This is a genomic window from Streptomyces sp. GMY02 (assembly GCF_019056675.1).
GTDB classification, from domain to species: Bacteria; Actinomycetota; Actinomycetes; order Streptomycetales; family Streptomycetaceae; genus Streptomyces; species Streptomyces odonnellii.
In genome coordinates this window covers 3,440,910-3,458,107 of sequence record NZ_CP077658.1, presented here as the reverse complement: position 1 = coordinate 3,458,107, position 17,198 = coordinate 3,440,910, and the positions used below count along the sequence as shown (strand labels likewise).

Annotated in this window: 12 protein-coding genes and 1 riboswitch; of the genes, 9 read left to right on the top strand and 3 right to left on the bottom strand. The window is 70.1% G+C overall.

The genetic code is table 11. From position 1 onward, the window contains the following. Positions 1-101: 101 nt before the first annotated feature. A complete protein-coding gene (locus KQY30_RS14540; RefSeq protein ID WP_254407125.1) occupies positions 102-1,520 on the bottom strand; it encodes a cobalamin biosynthesis protein CobG in 1,419 nt (472 codons plus the stop codon). 324 nt (positions 1,521-1,844) lie between these two features. After that, positions 1,845-2,000: riboswitch (cobalamin riboswitch) on the top strand. Here KQY30_RS14540 and cobN point away from each other — a divergent pair. Further along, complete coding sequence (gene cobN, locus KQY30_RS14535) at positions 1,956-6,107, top strand: cobaltochelatase subunit CobN (RefSeq protein ID WP_367997420.1); 4,152 nt, start codon at positions 1,956-1,958, stop codon at positions 6,105-6,107. It overlaps the preceding riboswitch by 45 nt. A 131-nt stretch (positions 6,108-6,238) precedes the next feature. Here cobN and KQY30_RS14530 read toward each other — a convergent pair whose 3' ends face one another. Next, positions 6,239-7,924, bottom strand: a complete 1,686-nt coding sequence (locus KQY30_RS14530; protein ID WP_217307176.1) for a hypothetical protein — start codon at positions 7,922-7,924, stop codon at positions 6,239-6,241. A 166-nt stretch (positions 7,925-8,090) separates the two neighbouring features. On the opposite strand from KQY30_RS14530, the gene KQY30_RS37425 reads away from it, so the two are divergent. Beyond that, the gene (locus KQY30_RS37425; RefSeq protein ID WP_217311056.1) at positions 8,091-8,249 is read left to right on the top strand and encodes an excalibur calcium-binding domain-containing protein; all 159 of its coding nucleotides are present in this window, start codon (positions 8,091-8,093) and stop codon (positions 8,247-8,249) included. A gap of 104 nt (positions 8,250-8,353) precedes the next feature. Here KQY30_RS37425 and KQY30_RS14520 read toward each other — a convergent pair whose 3' ends face one another. Continuing rightward, positions 8,354-8,938, bottom strand: a complete 585-nt coding sequence (locus tag KQY30_RS14520; protein WP_079023189.1) for a hypothetical protein — start codon at positions 8,936-8,938, stop codon at positions 8,354-8,356. A 116-nt stretch (positions 8,939-9,054) separates the two neighbouring features. Between KQY30_RS14520 and hemL the strand changes: the two genes are divergently transcribed. From hemL to ccsB, 7 genes are all read left to right on the top strand, one after another. Further along, positions 9,055-10,401 carry a glutamate-1-semialdehyde 2,1-aminomutase gene (hemL, locus tag KQY30_RS14515; protein WP_217311055.1) on the top strand — a complete coding sequence of 449 codons (1,347 nt, stop codon included), beginning with the start codon at positions 9,055-9,057 and terminating at the stop codon, positions 10,399-10,401. After that, on the top strand, positions 10,398-11,126 hold the full coding sequence (locus KQY30_RS14510) for a histidine phosphatase family protein (protein ID WP_217307175.1): 729 nt from the start codon (positions 10,398-10,400) through the stop codon (positions 11,124-11,126). Before hemL ends, KQY30_RS14510 begins: the two co-directional genes overlap by 4 nt. Positions 11,127-11,380: 254 nt before the next feature. Beyond that, positions 11,381-12,724: a hypothetical protein gene (locus tag KQY30_RS14505; protein WP_254407123.1), complete on the top strand. Its 1,344-nt coding sequence runs from the start codon at positions 11,381-11,383 to the stop codon at positions 12,722-12,724. A 107-nt stretch (positions 12,725-12,831) separates the two neighbouring features. Next, positions 12,832-13,455 carry a TlpA disulfide reductase family protein gene (locus tag KQY30_RS14500; RefSeq protein ID WP_217307174.1) on the top strand — a complete coding sequence of 208 codons (624 nt, stop codon included), beginning with the start codon at positions 12,832-12,834 and terminating at the stop codon, positions 13,453-13,455. Positions 13,456-13,527: 72 nt separating this feature from the next. Then, entirely contained in the window at positions 13,528-14,265 is a 738-nt protein-coding gene (locus tag KQY30_RS14495; protein ID WP_217307173.1) for a cytochrome c biogenesis CcdA family protein, read from the top strand. A 4-nt stretch (positions 14,266-14,269) separates the two neighbouring features. Then, on the top strand, positions 14,270-16,066 hold the full coding sequence (locus KQY30_RS14490; protein WP_217307172.1) for a cytochrome c biogenesis protein ResB: 1,797 nt from the start codon (positions 14,270-14,272) through the stop codon (positions 16,064-16,066). Next, positions 16,063-17,154, top strand: a complete 1,092-nt coding sequence (ccsB, locus tag KQY30_RS14485) for a c-type cytochrome biogenesis protein CcsB (protein WP_217307171.1) — start codon at positions 16,063-16,065, stop codon at positions 17,152-17,154. Before KQY30_RS14490 ends, ccsB begins: the two co-directional genes overlap by 4 nt. The last annotated feature ends 44 nt before the right edge of the window (positions 17,155-17,198 follow it).

The following is a 17,198-nucleotide window of genomic DNA, read 5'->3' as shown; positions in this document are numbered from 1 at the left end:
CCGCGTCGGCGAGTTCGGGTCCTGCTGCGGTCGTTGCCGACTGCGGTGCCGTATCCGTGGCCGTACCGCCTGCGCCAGCCGTACTGCCTGCACCGGCCGTATCAGCCGGAAGACTGTCCCGTACGGATACGACATAGCCGCCCAGGGCCCCGGCCGTCGCGACCACATCCACATGCGCGCCCTGCGGATGGCCGCAGCGGCGGGCGCAGCCCGACCAGTAGACCGGCAGGGCCCCATGGCCCGCCGTCGGCGGCGGGCGCAACGCTCCGGCCGCGTCCGCCCGTACGTCCGCGAGCGCCTTCGCGCACCCCGGCCGGCCGGTGCAGGCGCCGACGCCGTGCAAGGGGGAGTGGCGGTCGGTGATCAGTCCGGCGGTACGGAGACGGTCCAGCAGCTCGTCGGCGGCGGCCGGTTCGAGTCCGGGGACGATGATGCCGCGCCAGGGGGTGACCCGTAGCGCGCCCCCCGGCTGCTTCGCCTCCCGCCGTCGTCAGCAACCGCCACTGCGCCGCGCTCAGCCGTCCCAGCGGTGCGTACACGGACAGTGCCACGGTTCCGTCGGGGGAGCGGATCACCCCGGGAGCCGGTGGTTCCGCGCCCGCGCCCGCTGCCGCGGTTGCTGCGGGGGTTGCGGTTGCCGTAGCCGGGATCACGGGCATCTCCGCCGCGTACCCGGCCGTGATCCCCGCGTCCGCCAGCCGCGCCGCCACCGCCCTGTCCAGCCCGTGGCCGGGCGGCAATTCCTGTACCCGCCAAGCCCCCGAGCCACCCGTCTCCGCCACCGTGAGAAACGTCTCTGCGGCCAGCAGCGCGGCTCTCGGGGCGTCGGCGGCGGGTACGAGGAGGCCCGCCCGGTTCGCCCCGGTACGTACCATCGCCGTACCGTCTCGGCGTGCGAGCAACGTCACATCCGCGCCGAGCGCCGCGACATCCCCGCGGCCGTCGTCCAGGGCGAAGAGGAAGCGCCCGGAGAGCGCGGTCGAGGGCTCGCTCGCACAGAGAAGCCCGTCCAGTTCGCGCGCCCACAACTGCACGCTCGGGGGCCCGACTTCACGGCGCCCGTCGCCGCGCCCGACGCCGTGCCCATCGCCACGCCCGTCGCCATACCCGTCACCGTGTCGGTCGCTATATCCGTCGCCAAGTCTGTCGCCGTGGCCGTGGCCGTATCCGTCGAGTCCGGAGAGTGGTGACGCGACGATGTTCCGTATCCGCTCGTGCCGTTCGGAGGGCAGCAGTCCGGCCTGGCGCAGCAGCGTCGCGAGTTCGTCGCCGCAGGCCGCGCCCAGGCCCCGGAGCTGCACATTGCCCCGGGAGGTGATGTCGAGATGCCCGTCGCCCAGGCGCTCGGCCGCGCTCGCCAGCGTCTCGGCCTGACGGTACGTCAGCAGCCCTGCGGGCAGCCGTAGTCGGGCCAGCCGCCCGTCGTCCGCGGTGTGCAGCCGCAGCGCACCGGGACAGGCGTCACCGCCCTCGCGGACGGGACCCGCGGCGTCCGCGAGATCCGGAACGACACCTGCCACGGGACCCCGAAGAGAACCCCGAAGAGGACCCCGAAGAGGACCCCGAAGAGGACCCCGAAGAGGACCCTGAAGAGGACCCTGAAGGGAACCCCGAAGAGGACCCGGCAGCGGATCCCGGGCAGGATCCGCGAGCGGGCCCCCGACAGGACCCGGCGGCGGATCCCGCAGCGGCTCCGGGGCCGAAGCGGTTCCCCCGTCCCGCGGGTGGGCTTCGTCCCGGTTCGCGGGTGTTGGCGAGGTGGGCGGCATGGCGGCGAGCATACCCACGTACCCCCGCGTCCCCTTCTGCCCGTCCTGGCGCCCTCCCCGCCCGTGACCTGCTGCACTTACTATGCAGACGGCGGGTCCGGTGCCCGTCAACGCCAGTGACGGCGTCAGGGGAGGAAGCCCGGTGTGAATCCGGCGCGGTCCCGCCACTGTGAGCCCGGCATCCGTATGCCGCCGGGTGAGCCAGGAACTCCCGCCGTCCTCCCTACCGCCCGGGGCGCGGACCCCGAGGAAGGCAGACGCCGCATGATCCTGCTCCTGTCGACGTCCGACACCGATCTGCTCAGTGCCCGTGCGGCGGGCGGGCCGGTTCCGTACCGGTACGCCAACCCCGCCCGGCTCGCGCTCGACGAACTGCCGGGGCTGCTGGAGGGCGTGGACCTCGTGGTCGTACGCCTCCTGGGCGGGCTGCGCGCCTGGCAGGACGGGATCGACCTCCTGCTCGGCAACACGCCCCTCGACGACCGGGGCCCGGCATCCGACGGGCGCCCGCCGGCCGGCCCGGGCCCGGCCCCCGACCGGGTCTCCGCCGCCGACGGCCACCACTCGCCCGCCCAGCACCACCTGCCCGGCCAGCACCCCTCGTCCCCCCACGACGACCCCCTCGCCGACGCCCTGCGCGGCCTCCCCGCCCGTCCTCCCGTCGTCGTACTCACCGGTGAACAGGCCCCGGACGCGCAGCTCATGGAGGCCTCGACCGTCCCCATCGGTATCGCCGCCGAAGCCCACGCGTACCTCGCCCACGGCGGTCCCGCCAATCTGGAGCAGCTCGCGCGCTTCCTCTCCGACACGGTCCTGCTGACCGGCCACGGCTTCGAGCCGCCGGCCGCCGCGCCCACCTGGGGCCGCGTCCACCGCCGGGTGGAGACCCTCACCTTCGTCAGCGCCGCCCGGCCGATCGTCGCGGTGCTCTACTACCGCGCGCACCATCTCAGCGGGAACACCGCTTTCATCGACTCCCTGAGCGAGGCCGTCGAGGAGGCGGGAGGCCGTGCCGTGCCGATCTTCGTCTCTTCTCTGCGCGCCCCCGAGCCGGAGTTGCTGAAGGCACTGAGCGGCGTCGACGTCATCATCACCACCGTGCTCGCCGCGGGCGGCACCCGGCCCGCCGAGGCCTCGGCGGGCGGCGACGACGAAGCGTGGGACGCGGGAGCCCTGGCCGCGCTCGACGTACCGATCCTCCAGGCCCTCTGCCTCACCAGCAGCCGTGCCGACTGGGAGGCCTCCGACGAGGGGCTGTCGCCGCTGGACGCGGCGTCGCAGGTGGCGGTACCGGAGTTCGACGGCCGGCTCATCACCGTCCCGTTCTCGTTCAAGGAGCTGGACCCCGAGGGGCTCCCGGTGTACGTCGCCGACCCCGAGCGGGCCGCGCGGGTGGCCGGGATCGCCGTACGCCACGGCCGGCTGCGCCATCGCCTGAACGCGGACAAGCGCATCGCGCTGGTGCTCTCCGCGTACCCGACCAAGCACTCCCGTATCGGCAACGCCGTCGGCCTGGACACCCCCGCCAGCGCCGTGGCCCTGCTGCGCGAACTGCGTGACGAGGGCTACGACTTCGGTACGGAGCCCGTCCCCGGTCTCGAATCCGGCGACGGCGACGAACTCATCCACGCCCTCATCGAAGCCGGCGGCCACGACCAGGACTGGCTCACCGAGGAGCAGCTCGCCCGCAACCCCGTCCGTATCCCCGCCGCCGACTACCGCCGCTGGTACGGCCGGCTCCCCGCCGCCCTGCGGGAGTCCGTCGAGGAGCACTGGGGCCCGCCGCCCGGCGGGATGTTCGTGGACCGCAGCCGGGTCGCCACGGGCGGGGACCCGGACGGCGACATCGTCCTCGCCGCCCTCCACCGCGGCAATCTCCTCATCCTCATCCAGCCGCCGCGCGGCTTCGGCGAGAACCCCATCGCGATCTACCACGACCCCGATCTGCCACCCTCGCACCACTACTTGGCCGCGTACCGCTGGATCCAGGCCGCGCGCGAGGACGGCGGGTTCGGCGCCGACGCCATGATCCACCTGGGCAAGCACGGCAATCTGGAGTGGCTGCCCGGCAAGAACGCGGGGCTCTCCGCCGCCTGTGCCCCCGACGCCGCGCTGGGCGATCTGCCGCTGATCTACCCGTTCCTGGTCAATGACCCGGGCGAGGGCACGCAGGCCAAGCGGCGCGTACACGCCACGCTGGTGGACCATCTCGTACCGCCGATGGCGCGCGCCGAATCGTACGGCGACATCGCGCGCCTGGAGCAACTCCTCGACGAGCACGCGGCGATCGCCGCCATGGACCCGGCGAAACTGCCCGCGATCCGCGCGCAGATCTGGACGCTGATCCAGGCGGCCAAGCTCGACCACGACCTCGGGCTGGACGACCGTCCCGACGACGACGGCTTCGACGACTTCCTGCTCCATGTCGACGGCTGGCTGTGCGAGGTCAAGGACGCGCAGATCCGTGACGGACTGCATGTGCTGGGCGGTGCGCCGGTCGGCGAGGCACGGGTGAACCTGGTCCTCGCCATCCTGCGCGCCCGTCAGATCTGGGGCGGTACGGCCTCCCTCCCCGGTCTGCGCGAGGCACTGGGCCTGGACGAGTCGGCCGCGACCCGCAGCGGCGCCGACGAGACGGAGGCCCGGGCCCGCGCGCTGGTCCAGGCGATGGAGGACGCGGAGTGGGACCCGGCGGCGGTGCCGGGGGTGGTGGCGGCGCTGGGCGTCGCGGCGGGGGCGGACAGCGCGACCGGTCATGCCTCCATCGGTGATGCCTCCACTGGTCACGCCTCCTCCGGTCACGCCTCCGGTGACGCGTCCGGGCAGGGCGGCGCGTCCGGGCAGTTGGAGAGCGCGTCCGGGCAGCCGGAGGGCGCGTCCGGGGCAGGCGAGGCGGCCGGTGTTCCGTCCCGGGGCTCCGGCGGCTCCGGCGGCTTCGGCGGTTTCGGCGACTTCGGCAGCTCCCACGCCGGGGCCGTCGACGCCGGACAGGTCGCCGCCGTCCTCGACTTCGCGGCCCGCGAGGTCGTGCCGCGGCTGGCCGGTACAGTCGACGAGATCGACCATGTCGTACACGCCCTGGACGGCGGATTCGTACCGGCAGGCCCCTCCGGATCGCCGCTGCGCGGACTCGTTAACGTCCTGCCGACGGGCCGCAACTTCTACTCCGTCGACCCCAAGGCCGTCCCCAGCCGGCTCGCCTGGGAGACCGGCCAGGCCCTCGCCGACTCCCTCCTCGACCGCTACCGCACCGACAACGGCGACTGGCCCGCCTCGGTCGGCCTGTCTCTGTGGGGTACGAGCGCGATGCGCACCTCCGGGGACGACATCGCCGAGGCCCTCGCCCTGCTGGGGATCCGGCCGGTCTGGGACGACGCCTCGCGCCGGGTCACCGGCCTGGAGCCGATCGCGCTGTCCGAGCTGGGCCGTCCCCGTATCGACGTCACCCTCCGCATCAGCGGTTTCTTCCGTGACGCCTTCCCGCACGCGGTCGGGCTGCTGGACGACGCGGTACGGCTGGCCGCCTCCCTGGACGAACCGGCCGACGCCAACCACATCCGCGCCCACGCCCAGGCCGACCTCGCGGCGCACGGTGACGAACGCCGCGCCACGACCCGTATCTTCGGCTCCCGGCCCGGTACGTACGGCGCGGGCATCCTCCAGCTCATCGACAGCCGCGACTGGCGTACGGACGCCGATCTCGCGGAGGTCTACACGGTGTGGGGCGGTTACGCGTACGGCCGCGGCCTCGACGGCAGGCCCGCACGCGACGAGATGGAGACCGCGTACAAGCGCATCGCCGTCGCCGCCAAGAACACCGACACCCGCGAGCACGACATCGCGGACTCCGACGACTACTTCCAGTACCACGGCGGCATGGTCGCCACGGTCCGCGCGCTGAAGGGCACGGCCCCCGAGGCGTACATCGGCGACTCCACCCGCCCCGAGACCGTCCGCACCCGCACCCTGGTCGAGGAGACCTCCCGCGTCTTCCGCGCCCGGGTCGTCAACCCCCGCTGGATCGAGGCGATGCGGCGCCACGGCTACAAGGGCGCCTTCGAACTCGCCGCGACGGTCGACTACCTCTTCGGGTACGACGCCACGACGGGCGTGGTCGCCGACTGGATGTACGACAAGCTCACCGAGACCTATGTTCTCGACCCCGAAAACCGCGCCTTCCTCCAACAGGCCAACCCCTGGGCCCTCCACGGCATAGCGGAACGCCTCCTGGAAGCCGAGTCGAGAGGCCTGTGGGCCAAGCCGGACCCGGCGGTCCTGGAGGCGCTGAGGGAGGTCTTCCTCGAAACAGAGGGGGAGTTGGAGGACGAGGAGGGCTGAGGAACTGGGTCCCTCTCGCGGTACGGGCGGGACGGCGGGGTCGGCGGTACGGTGCGACCTCGCGCGCAGGCCCCGCCGTACCGCCCGTACCTCCCGTTCCGCCGTCCTTACGGGCTCCGATCGCCCACCGGTCAGGTGGGGATGGGCTTCGTCCGGGTGCAGTTCTTCCATTCGACCCAGGGGCGGGTGCCGCCGCTGGTGGGGCCCGTGGCGTAGGTCGGGTCGCCGGTGATGGTCTGTGTCTTGCTCTCGTGGGTGATGTCGATGCCGAAGAGCTTGAAGCCGAGGGTGAACTGGCCGGCGGAGATACCGAAACCGATGCCGAGCGAGGCGTTCCACCAGTCGGTGTTGGCCTTGTAGTCCAGCTTGCTGAGTTTGCCCTTGTCGTGCAGGAGCCGTTCGAGGGGGCTGGCGTCGTCGTCCGGTGCTTCGGCGGCGTCGGAGGGGGAGGGCAAGGGGTTTTTCGCGGGGTCGCCGTTGCCGCGCAGCCAGTCCTCGACGGTGGTGCTGTCGGCGTCGTTGTCGAGGATGAGTTCGGCGGTTTCGGTGTGTATCTGCGATTCGTAGCTTCCGCCGCCGCCACCGACGTCAATGGTGACGGGCCCGGCGTTGGCGCCTGCCTCGCCCTTGAAGCCGCCGCCGCCCCCGGCCTCCTGGCTGGTGGTGATGACCAGTTTCTCCGGGTGGTGCGCGGCGCCGTCGGCCTCTTCCTGGTCGTAGGCGGCGGCGTCGTACGTCACGGCCACCTGCTGCATCCTCTCGCCGGTGGCCTGGCCGCCCGCGCCGGCGGTGCCCTTGACGGTGAAGGTGTAGATGAAGGTGATCTTTCCGGCGTTCATCCCGGTGTTGTGGCGCATGACGACGACGTCTTCGGTCATGGTGCCGGAGAGGACCTCGCCGGAGATCTTGCCGAGGTCCTTGGGGCCGTCGCTCTTCCCGGAGTCCTTGCCGCTCTTGCCGTTGCTCTTGAACTTCCCGCCGAAGCTGGCGTTGCCGGATGCCTCGGTGCTGGTTTTGGTGATGTCGACGTCCGGTGCGCGCTCGGGCGGGAGGTCGGGCTTCTTCTTGCCGGCGTGGTAGCCGCAGATCATCCCGAGTTCGGAGGCGCGGGGGCCGGTCGTCTTGTTGCAGTCGTCCATGGCCTTGAGGTACTCGGCGAACTGCTGGGCGTCCGCGAGGTTGGCTTCCAGGTCCGCCTGGGGGTTGCCGGTCTTGTTCCCGTTGAACAGCCACTGGCCGCCGCTGCCGCTGCCCGCCAGATATGTGCCGCTCAGCTTGGCGCTGCCGCCCCAGTCCTTGAGACCGGGAATGCCAGCGGAGATGCTCGCCGTGACGCCGCCCGAGGTCTCGGTCACGCGTTCCAGGGTGACGGTGCCGTCCGACCACTGCTGGAGCTTGACCGTCTCCGAGTTGCTGATCTTGATGAAGAAGATCTGGATGACGACGGTGGTCTTGGTCTGGTCCTGCGACAGCAGACACCTCGCGGGCTCGAACGGGTCGCCGTTGGGGACGAAGCCGTCCCCGCCACCGCCACCACCGTCCCCGCCTCCGCCGCCTCCGTTCCCGCCGTCGGCGAAGTCGCCGGTGGCACAGGCGTCCGCGCCGCTGAGCGGATGGAGTATTCGGCAGACCTGGGTCTTGAGCCCGGTCGCGGTGTCGGTGGGTACGCTCAGGCCGACGATCGCGGCGACGACCAGCGACACGACCCCGACCATGGCGGCGTACTCGGCCCCGCTCTGCCCCCGGTCGCGATGTGTGCGGTCGACCAACCCATGGCTGCGTCCACGCCATTCGCGCAACCTGCCGGCGCCCGTCATCACATCTCCTCGCCACACGTCCCCGATCCCCCGAGCGACTGCAGCCTAGGTACGGTGACGGGCCCATCCGGAGGGCCCCTGGGCCCAGTTGAGGGGCCCAGTTTCCGCAGGTCAGGGCCGTTTCATAGGCGCCGGAAGTGGAATCGGCCCGACGACCGCATGAACCCTGGAAGGCACCATTCCGTCCGCCACACAGACACCACCCCGGGCCCCGGACGAGAGTTGCTCAGCCCACGGTCACGAAGAAGAAGACGGTCCGGGTCACCGTCGCCGCGGCTACGGATCTCATCTGGACAGAGACGGCGACGGAGTCGGATGCGAATAGCCCGGCCCGCCTGAACAGCACACCCAAACGCCCCCTCCGAGGGAGGGGGCGTAACGCTGTTCGACCACACCGACAAAGCCGCCCCTGCCCCGGGGCGCCTCAGCTCACGGCCACACCAAGCAGTACGGCTGATGCCCCGCCTCGTGCAGCCGGTGGCTGAAGTCCTGCCACTCGTGCAGCAGTTGGTACACGTTGTACGCGTCCCTCGGGCCGCCGCGGTCCGGGACCGTCGACCAGATGAAGGCTGCCGCGCCGACCGATTCCTCGCCGATGCCGCGCAGCGGGTCGACGACCGTCATCGGCAGTTTGACGACCGCGTAGTCGGGGTGCAGGACCACCAGTTCCAGCGGCGGGACCTTGTGCAGGGGCATGCCCTGGATGCCCGTGAGGACCATCGCCGCTATCGTCTCGGGCTTGATCTTGGTGAACATGCCACCCATGCCCAACTCGTCGCCGCCCAGTTCCTCCGGGCGCATCGAGATCGGGACGCGGGCCGCCGTGGCTCCGTCGGGCGCGCCGAAGTACTTGTAGGTCACCCCCACCCGGCCACCACTCCTGCTCTCCGGACGTCGTTCGCTTCCCGGAGGTTGCTCACGGGCCTCGCGCTCGCGGCGTCGGTGTTTTCCACGCCGGGCAGGCTCGGGACCCAGGTCGTCGGTCCCCTCACCCAGTCCGCCACCGCGATGCATATCTCCACCCGACCACTCGCGGCCCCGGCCGCGCAACCCGATCATCGTGACAGTGACCTCCCCCACGAACGTGCGGTGAAACACCTGTCCGCAAGAACGTCCGAGGCTCTGACACCATTGATTGCGTGAGCTTCCCCTATGACTATGACGCCCCAGTTTCGCAGACGCTTTTCGACCGCGCGGCTGTCGTGACACCCGGCGGCGTGAACTCTCCTGTCCGCGCCTTCCGGGCGGTGGGCGGTACACCCCGGTTCATGGTGTCCGGTAACGGTCCATACCTCATCGATGCGGACGGCCGCGAGTATGTCGATCTCGTCTGTTCCTGGGGGCCGATGATCCTCGGACATTCCCGCCCGGAGGTCGTCGAAGCGGTCCAGGCGGCGGTCGCCCGGGGTACGTCCTTCGGGACGCCGGGTGAGGGCGAGGTCGCGCTCGCCGAGGAGATCGTGGCGCGGGTCGCGCCCGTCGAGCAGGTACGGCTCGTCTCCTCCGGCACCGAGGCGACCATGTCCGCGATCCGGCTCGCCCGCGGGTTCACCGGCCGCGCGAAGATCGTCAAGTTCGCGGGCTGCTACCACGGGCATGTCGACGCGCTGCTCGCCGCCGCCGGCTCCGGGGTCGCGACCTTCGGGCTGCCCGACACGCCCGGGGTGACGGGTGCCCAGGCCGGCGACACCCTCGTACTGCCGTACAACGATCTGGACGCGGTACGGCGGGCCTTCGCCGCGCACCCCGGCGAGATCGCCTGTGTGATCACCGAGGCGTCGCCGGGCAACATGGGCGTCGTACCGCCACGGGACGGCTTCAACGCCGGGCTCAAGGAGATCTGCGCCGCCGACGGCGCGCTGTTCATCTCCGACGAGGTCATGACCGGATTCCGTACGTCGAGATCCGGCTGGTACGGGATCGACGGCGTCGCGCCCGACCTGATGACCTTCGGCAAGGTCATGGGCGGCGGCTTCCCGGCCGCGGCCTTCGGCGGCCGGGCCGATGTCATGGGGCGGCTCGCCCCCGCGGGGCCCGTCTACCAGGCGGGCACGCTCTCCGGGAACCCCGTCGCCACCGCCGCCGGGCTCGCACAGCTCCGGCTGCTGGACGACGCGGCGTACGAGAAGGTCGACGCGGTCTCGCTCCGGATCCAGGAGCTGGTGACGGAGGCGCTCGGCAAGGAGGGGGTCGCTCACCGCGTGCAGTCGGCGAGCAACATGTTCTCCGTCTTCTTCACGGCCGACGAGGTGCGCGACTACGAGGACGCGAAGAAGCAGGAGTCCTTCCGCTTCACAGCGTTCTTCCACTCGTTGCTCGCCGATGGCGTGTATCTGCCACCGTCCTCCTTCGAGTCGTGGTTCGTCTCCACCGCCCACGACGAGCGCGCGATCGAGCGCATCGCCGCCGCACTGCCGGCCGCCGCCAGGGCCGCCGCCGAAGCCACCGCACCGGAGAAGCCGGAGAGCACCTCATGAGCGAGTCGAGTGAGCCGTACGGAGTGACCGAGCCGTACGGAGTGAGCGAGCCGAACGAAGTGACCGTCGTCCATCTCATGCGGCACGGCGAGGTCCACAACCCCGACGGTGTCCTGTACGGCCGCCGCCCCGGCTACCACCTCTCCGACCTGGGCCGCCGCATGGCCGACCGGGTCGCCGAGCATCTCGCCGACCGTGACATCGCTCACGTCGTCGCCTCCCCGCTGGAGCGTGCCCAGGAGACCGCCGCGCCCATCGCCAAGATCCACGGGCTGACCGTCGACACCGACGACCGGCTGATCGAGGCGGCGAACATCTTCGAGGGCAAGTCCTTCGGCGTCGGCGACGGCGCACTGCGCAAGCCCGCCAACTGGAAGTACCTCACCAACCCCTTCCGCCCGTCCTGGGGCGAGCCGTACGTCGACCAGGTCGTACGGATGATGGGCGCGCTCAACGCCGCCCGGGACGCGGCCCGTGGGCATGAGGCGGTCTGTGTCGGGCACCAGTTGCCGATCTGGATCGTGCGCAGCTTCGTCGAGCGGCGCAGGCTCTGGCACGATCCGCGCCGGCGGCAGTGCACGCTCGCGTCCCTGACGAGCTTCACGTACCACGGCGACAAGATCGTCGCGGTCGCCTACACCGAGCCGGCCCGGGATCTGGTCCCCGCGCATCTCCTCGCCGGGGCCAAACCCGTGAAGGGCGGCGCGAAAGCCTTCGGCGCATAAGGCGGCCCGGCGCATAGAGCCATATCCCCCGCACAGCACGTCATCGGTACGTGATCGGGACTGCTTCAGCGCATCACCAGCGCATCATCAACGCATCATCTGTGTGTGATCAGTGCGTGACCGGTGCGTCAGTAAAGATGTGACAAGTTCTGGAATCCCTGGAACCTCCGTGTCCGGCACGACATCTCTTGTGTTGCCGCTTGTAGGACCCGTATGAGCGGCGTACGCACGAGTCGAGCGCGGATGGGACCTGTATGCGCGACATCAGCCGAAGGAATCTGCTCGGAGCCGGTATCGGCGCCGCCGCCGCGATCGGAATCGCGGGGTGCGGCACCACCGGCTCCGCCGGTCCCGCCCGCGCCGCGAAACCGCACCATTCCGGTGCGGGCGACGGCGGTGGTACGGGCGGTACGGGCGGAAAGCCGACGGCCACCGCTCGCCCCGCCGGAAAGGACGTCCGGCTCATAGGCGACGGTTCCACCTCCGACACCGGAAAACAGCCCCATCAGCCGCCCCCGCCCGTTCCACTCGAACCCGGTGAAACCCCGCCGCAGTTCGTGATCTTCTCCTGGGACGGCGCGGGCGAAGTCGGCAACGGACTCTTTCCCCGCTTTCTCGAACTCGCCAGGGACCATGGCGCCGCGATGACTTTCTTCCTCTCCGGCGTCTATCTGCTGCCCGAGTCGAAGAAGACGCTCTACCGCCCGCCCAACAATCCCGTGGGCGCCTCCGACATCGGATATCTCACCGACGCCCACATCAAGGACACGCTCACCAGCCTCCGCCGGGCCTGGCTGGACGGCCACGAGATCGGCACCCACTTCAACGGGCACTTCTGCGGCGGCTCGGGATCGGTGGACCGCTGGACCCCGCGGCAGTGGCGCAGCGAGATCGACCAGGCCGTCTCCTTTGTCACCGAGTGGCGTACGAACAGCGGCTGGACCGAGATCGACCCGCTGCCCTTCGACTACCGCAAGGAACTGACCGGCGGCCGTACGCCCTGTCTGCTCGGCCAGGACAAACTCCTTCCGGCGGTACGGAAACTGGGCTGGCGTTACGACGCGAGTTCGCCGGGCGGCACCCAGATATGGCCGGACAAGCTGCACGGCGTCTGGAATCTCCCGCTTCAGGCCGTACCGTTCCCCGGCCACAGTTTCGAAGTCCTCTCCATGGACTACAACATGCTCGCCAACCAGTCCCGGAATTCGACGAACGGAATGAAATCGCGGTACGCGGGCTGGCGAAAGCAGGCCACCGAGGCATATCTCGGCGGATTCCGCCGGGCGTACGAGACGAATCGCGCGCCGTTCTTCATAGGCAACCACTTCGAGCAGTGGAACGGCGGAATCTATATGGACGCCGTCGAAGAGGCGCTGAAGGGAATGGCGGGCAAGAAGGACGTACGGCTGGTGTCCTTCCGCCAGTTCACCGACTGGCTCGACGCGCAGGATCCCGCCGTACTCGCCAAGCTCCGTACGCTCGACGTCGGTCAGTCCCCGGCCGGCGGCTGGAGCACCTTCCTCCGGCCCGCCCGGAAAGGCAGTCCCCAAGGCACCCCGAATGCCGGACCGAAGGGCACCCCGGCAAAGGCGGCCTGAGAAACGCGGCCCGAGAAACACAGTCCGGCAACGGCCCCGGAGATGGGGCCCCGCCGGCACCCAGGGGGCGCCCAAGATCCCCGAAACGCCCATGCGAAACTTTTCACATGAACTCAGGCCGCGCCCTCCCACGCAGCTCCGACCGCCGGTTCCGTGCCGCCCTCGCGCCGGTCCTCGTCGTCGCGGCGGCGCTCACGCTCTCCGCGTGCGGTGGCGGGGGCAAGTCCGGTGGCGGGGGCGACACCAACTTCGTGACCAACACCGGCGGTATCTCCACCGTCGCGAAGTCCGAACGGCAGCCCGTCAACAAGATCGCGGGCGAGACCCTCGACGGCACGAAGCTCGATGTCGCCGACCTCAAGGGCAAGATCGTCGTTCTGAACGTCTGGGGCTCCTGGTGCGGGCCCTGCCGCCAGGAGGCCAAGCACTTCGCGAAGGCCGCCAAGGAGACCGAGGCGCAGGGCGTCGCGTTCGTGGGGATCAACACCCGCGACGCCAACAAGGGCGCCGCGGTCGCCTTCGAGAAGGACTACGGCGTCCCGTATCCGAGCCTGTACGACCCGATGGGCAAGCTGATCGTCAACGGCTTCCCCAAGGGCAGTCTCAACCCGCAGGCCATCCCCTCCACCGTCGTGCTCGACCGGAACGGGAAGATCGCGGCCCGTTCGCTGATGGCGCTGGACGAGGAGAAGCTGCGCTCGATGATCGACCCGCTGATCGCGGAGAAGTGATCGCGTGCAGGTTCTCGCCCCGGTCCCCGGGGTTCTCGCCCCGGTCCCCGGCATGGATGGAACGGTCCGTACATGAATGAGACCGTCTACAGCGGAGCGCTGCTGCTCGCGCTGCCGATCGCCCTGCTCGGCGGGCTCGTCTCGTTCTTCTCGCCCTGTGTGCTGCCGCTCGTACCCGGCTATCTGTCGTACGTCACCGGCGTCAGCGGCACCGATCTGGCCGAGGCGAGACGTGGCCGGATGGTGGTCGGCGCCACACTCTTCGTGATCGGCTTCACCGCGGTCTTCGTCTCGGGCGGCGCGCTCTTCGGCTACTTCGGCGCGACGCTCCAGGGGCACCGGGAGATCCTCTCCAAGGTGCTCGGCGCGCTGATGATCCTGATGGGCGTGTTCTTCCTGGGGCTGATGCCCTGGCTCACCCAGCGCGAATTCCGCTTCCACCGCAGTCCGGTGACCGGCCTCGCGGGCGCGCCGCTGCTGGGCGCGCTCTTCGGGATCGGCTGGACGCCCTGCCTCGGGCCGACCATCTCGTCCGTACAGGCCCTGGCGTTCAACGAGGCGAGCGCGGGGCGCGGGGCCGTACTGACCGTGGCGTACTGTCTGGGCCTCGGTGTCCCCTTCGTCCTCGCGGCGGTGGCGTTCCGCAGGGCGCTGGGCGCGTTCGGCTGGATAAAGCGGCATTACGCCTGGGTGATGCGGATCGGTGGCGCGATGATGATCGCGACCGGTCTGCTGCTGCTGACCGGTGCGTGGGACAGCATCGTGCAGGAGATGCAGGGCTGGTCCGACGGCTACACGGTGGGGATCTAGTGCCATGAGCAAGGCGTCCACGAACACGTCCACGAGCAGTGGGACAACAACGGACAAGGCGGATGCTGCGGAGGCTTCCGCGGCCCGCGACGACGCGGCCGCGGCCCCGGACAGCCAAGCCCGCGACGACGCGGGCGAATTCGGCGCCGCCGGCTCCCAGCTCTCCACCGCCCCCCGTGAGGAGACCGCCCTCGGCGGCCCGACCCTCTCCCTCATCGGCTGGCTCCGCTGGTTCTGGCGCCAGCTCACCTCCATGCGCGTCGCGCTGATCCTGCTCTTCCTCCTCTCCCTCGGCTCCATCCCCGGCTCGCTGATCCCGCAGACCAGCATCGACGAACTCAAGGTCCAGGACTTCAAGGACCGCCACGAGACGCTGGCGCCGATCTACGACAAGCTCCAGCTCTTCCACGTCTACAGCTCGGTGTGGTTCTCCGCGATCTACATCCTGCTGTTCATCTCGCTCATCGGCTGTATCGTCCCGCGCACCTGGCAGTTCGTCGGCCAGCTCCGCTCCCGCCCGCCGGCCGCGCCCCGCCGCCTCACCCGGCTCCCCGCGTACACGACCTGGCGCACCTCGGCCGCACCCGAGGCCGCTCGCGAGGCCGCGCTCGCGATACTCAAGCGGCACCGCTTCCGTACGCACATCTCCGGCGACGCGGTCGCCGCCGAGAAGGGCTATCTCCGCGAAGCCGGCAATCTGATCTTCCACATCGCCCTGATCGTGCTGCTGGTGGCCTTCGCCACCGGGCAGCTCTTCAAGTCCGAGGGCGGCAAACTGGTCGTCGAGGGCGACGGTTTCTCCAACACCCTCACCCAGTACGACGACTTCAAGTCGGGCTCGCTTTTCAACACGGACGATCTGGCGCCCTTCACCTTCAGCCTCGACTCGTTCACGGCGACGTACGAGCGCAGCGGACCGCAGCTCGGCACCCCGCGCACCTTCGAGGCCAAGGTCCGCTACACCACCTCGGCCGGCGGCCCCGAACGCACCTCGGTGATCGAGGTCAACAAGCCGCTCGAAGTGCAGGGTTCGAAGGTCTATCTGATCTCGCACGGTTACGCCCCGGTCGTCACCGTCCGGGACGGCCGCGGTCAGGTGGTTTTCAAGGGCGCGGTCCCGCTGCTGCCCATCGACAACAACGTCTCGTCCACCGGTGCCATCAAGGTGATGGACGGCTACCGGGACAAGAACGGCAAAAGGGATCAACTAGGCTTCGCCGCCTTCTTCGTACCGACCTACGGCGGCAAGAACTCGGGGCAGATGTTCTCCCAGTTCCCCGCGCTCGATTTCCCGGTGCTCAACATCGGCGCGTACCACGGCAGTCTGGGCGTCGACTCCGGGCTTCCGCAGAATGTGTACCAACTGGACACCAGGAAGCTGAAGCCCTTCAAGGACGCGAAGGGCAACCTTCTGAAGACGACCCTGCTGCCCGGCGAGAAGCTCACCCTGCCCGACGGCGCCGGCTCGATCACCTTCGAGAAGGACGTCAAGGAGTGGGCGAGCTTCCAGATCTCGCACCAGCCCGGTGACGCCTGGGCCCTGACCGGAGCCGTCGCCGCCATCGCGGGCCTCGCGGGCTCCCTCTTCATCCAGCGGCGCCGGATCTGGGTCCGGGCCGTACGGGGCGCCGACGGCGTCACCGTGGTCGAGATGGCCGGACTCGGCCGCAGCGAGTCCGCCAAGCTCCCCGAGGAACTGGCCGAGCTGGCCGGCACCCTCCATTCAGAGGCGCCCACCGCGCCTGATCCCGCGGGCAGTTCCGCGGAACGGACCGTCGAAGCCGAAGGGGCTGAGAAGTGAGTCTCGCCGCCGCAGCAACCAATGAGAGCCTGGCACAGACCAGCAATGTGCTGATCTACTCGGCCATGGCCGTCTACACGCTGGCCTTCTTCGCGCATATCGCGGAGTGGCTGTTCGGCAGCCGCAGCCGGGTGGCCCGTACCGCCGCCGCGCTGACCGGCGGCGCCCAGGAGTCCGCGGCGGGCCAGGTGGAGATCCAGGTCGCGCAGCAAGGCGGCGCGACAGCCGTACTGGAACGGCCGAAGATCATCACCCGCTCCGCGGCCGGTACGAGGAACATCCCGGACGGCCCCGGCGCGCACGGCGGAGACGCCCAGGGCGACTTGTACGGCCGGATCGCCGTGTCCCTCACCGTCCTCGCCTGGCTGGTCGAGGCCGCCGGTGTGGTCGCCCGCGCGCTGTCCGTGCAGCGGGCGCCGTGGGGCAACATGTACGAGTTCAACATCACCTTCTCCACCGTCGCGGTCACCGTCTATCTCGTCCTTCTCGCACTGAAGAAGAACGTCCGCTGGATCGGGCTGCCGCTCATCACCACGGTCCTGCTCGATCTCGGTCTCGCCGTCACCGTGCTGTACACCGACAGCGACCAGTTGGTCCCGGCGCTCCACTCGTACTGGCTGTGGATCCATGTCTCCACGGCGATCTTCTGCGGCGCGGTCTTCTACGTCGGCGCGGTCGCCACGCTGCTCTACCTGTTCCGGGAGCGGTACGAGACGAAGCTCGCCACCGGCCTCACGCCCGGCTCCTTCGCCACCTCCGTACTGGAACGGCTGCCCGCCTCCACGACGCTCGACAAGTTCGCGTACCGCGTCAACGCCGCCGTCTTCCCGCTCTGGACCTTCACGATCATCGCGGGCGCGATCTGGGCGGGCGACGCCTGGGGCCGCTACTGGGGCTGGGACCCCAAGGAGGTCTGGTCGTTCATCACCTGGGTCGCGTACGCCGGCTATCTGCACGCCCGCGCCACCGCCGGCTGGAAGGGCCGCAAGGCCGCCTATCTGGCGCTGATCGCCTTCGGCTGCTGGCTGTTCAACTACTACGGCGTCAATATCTTCGTGACCGGCAAGCACTCGTACGCGGGCGTCTGAGGCCGCGCGGGCGTCCGGCGTCACCGGGCGCCCGAGGCCCGCTC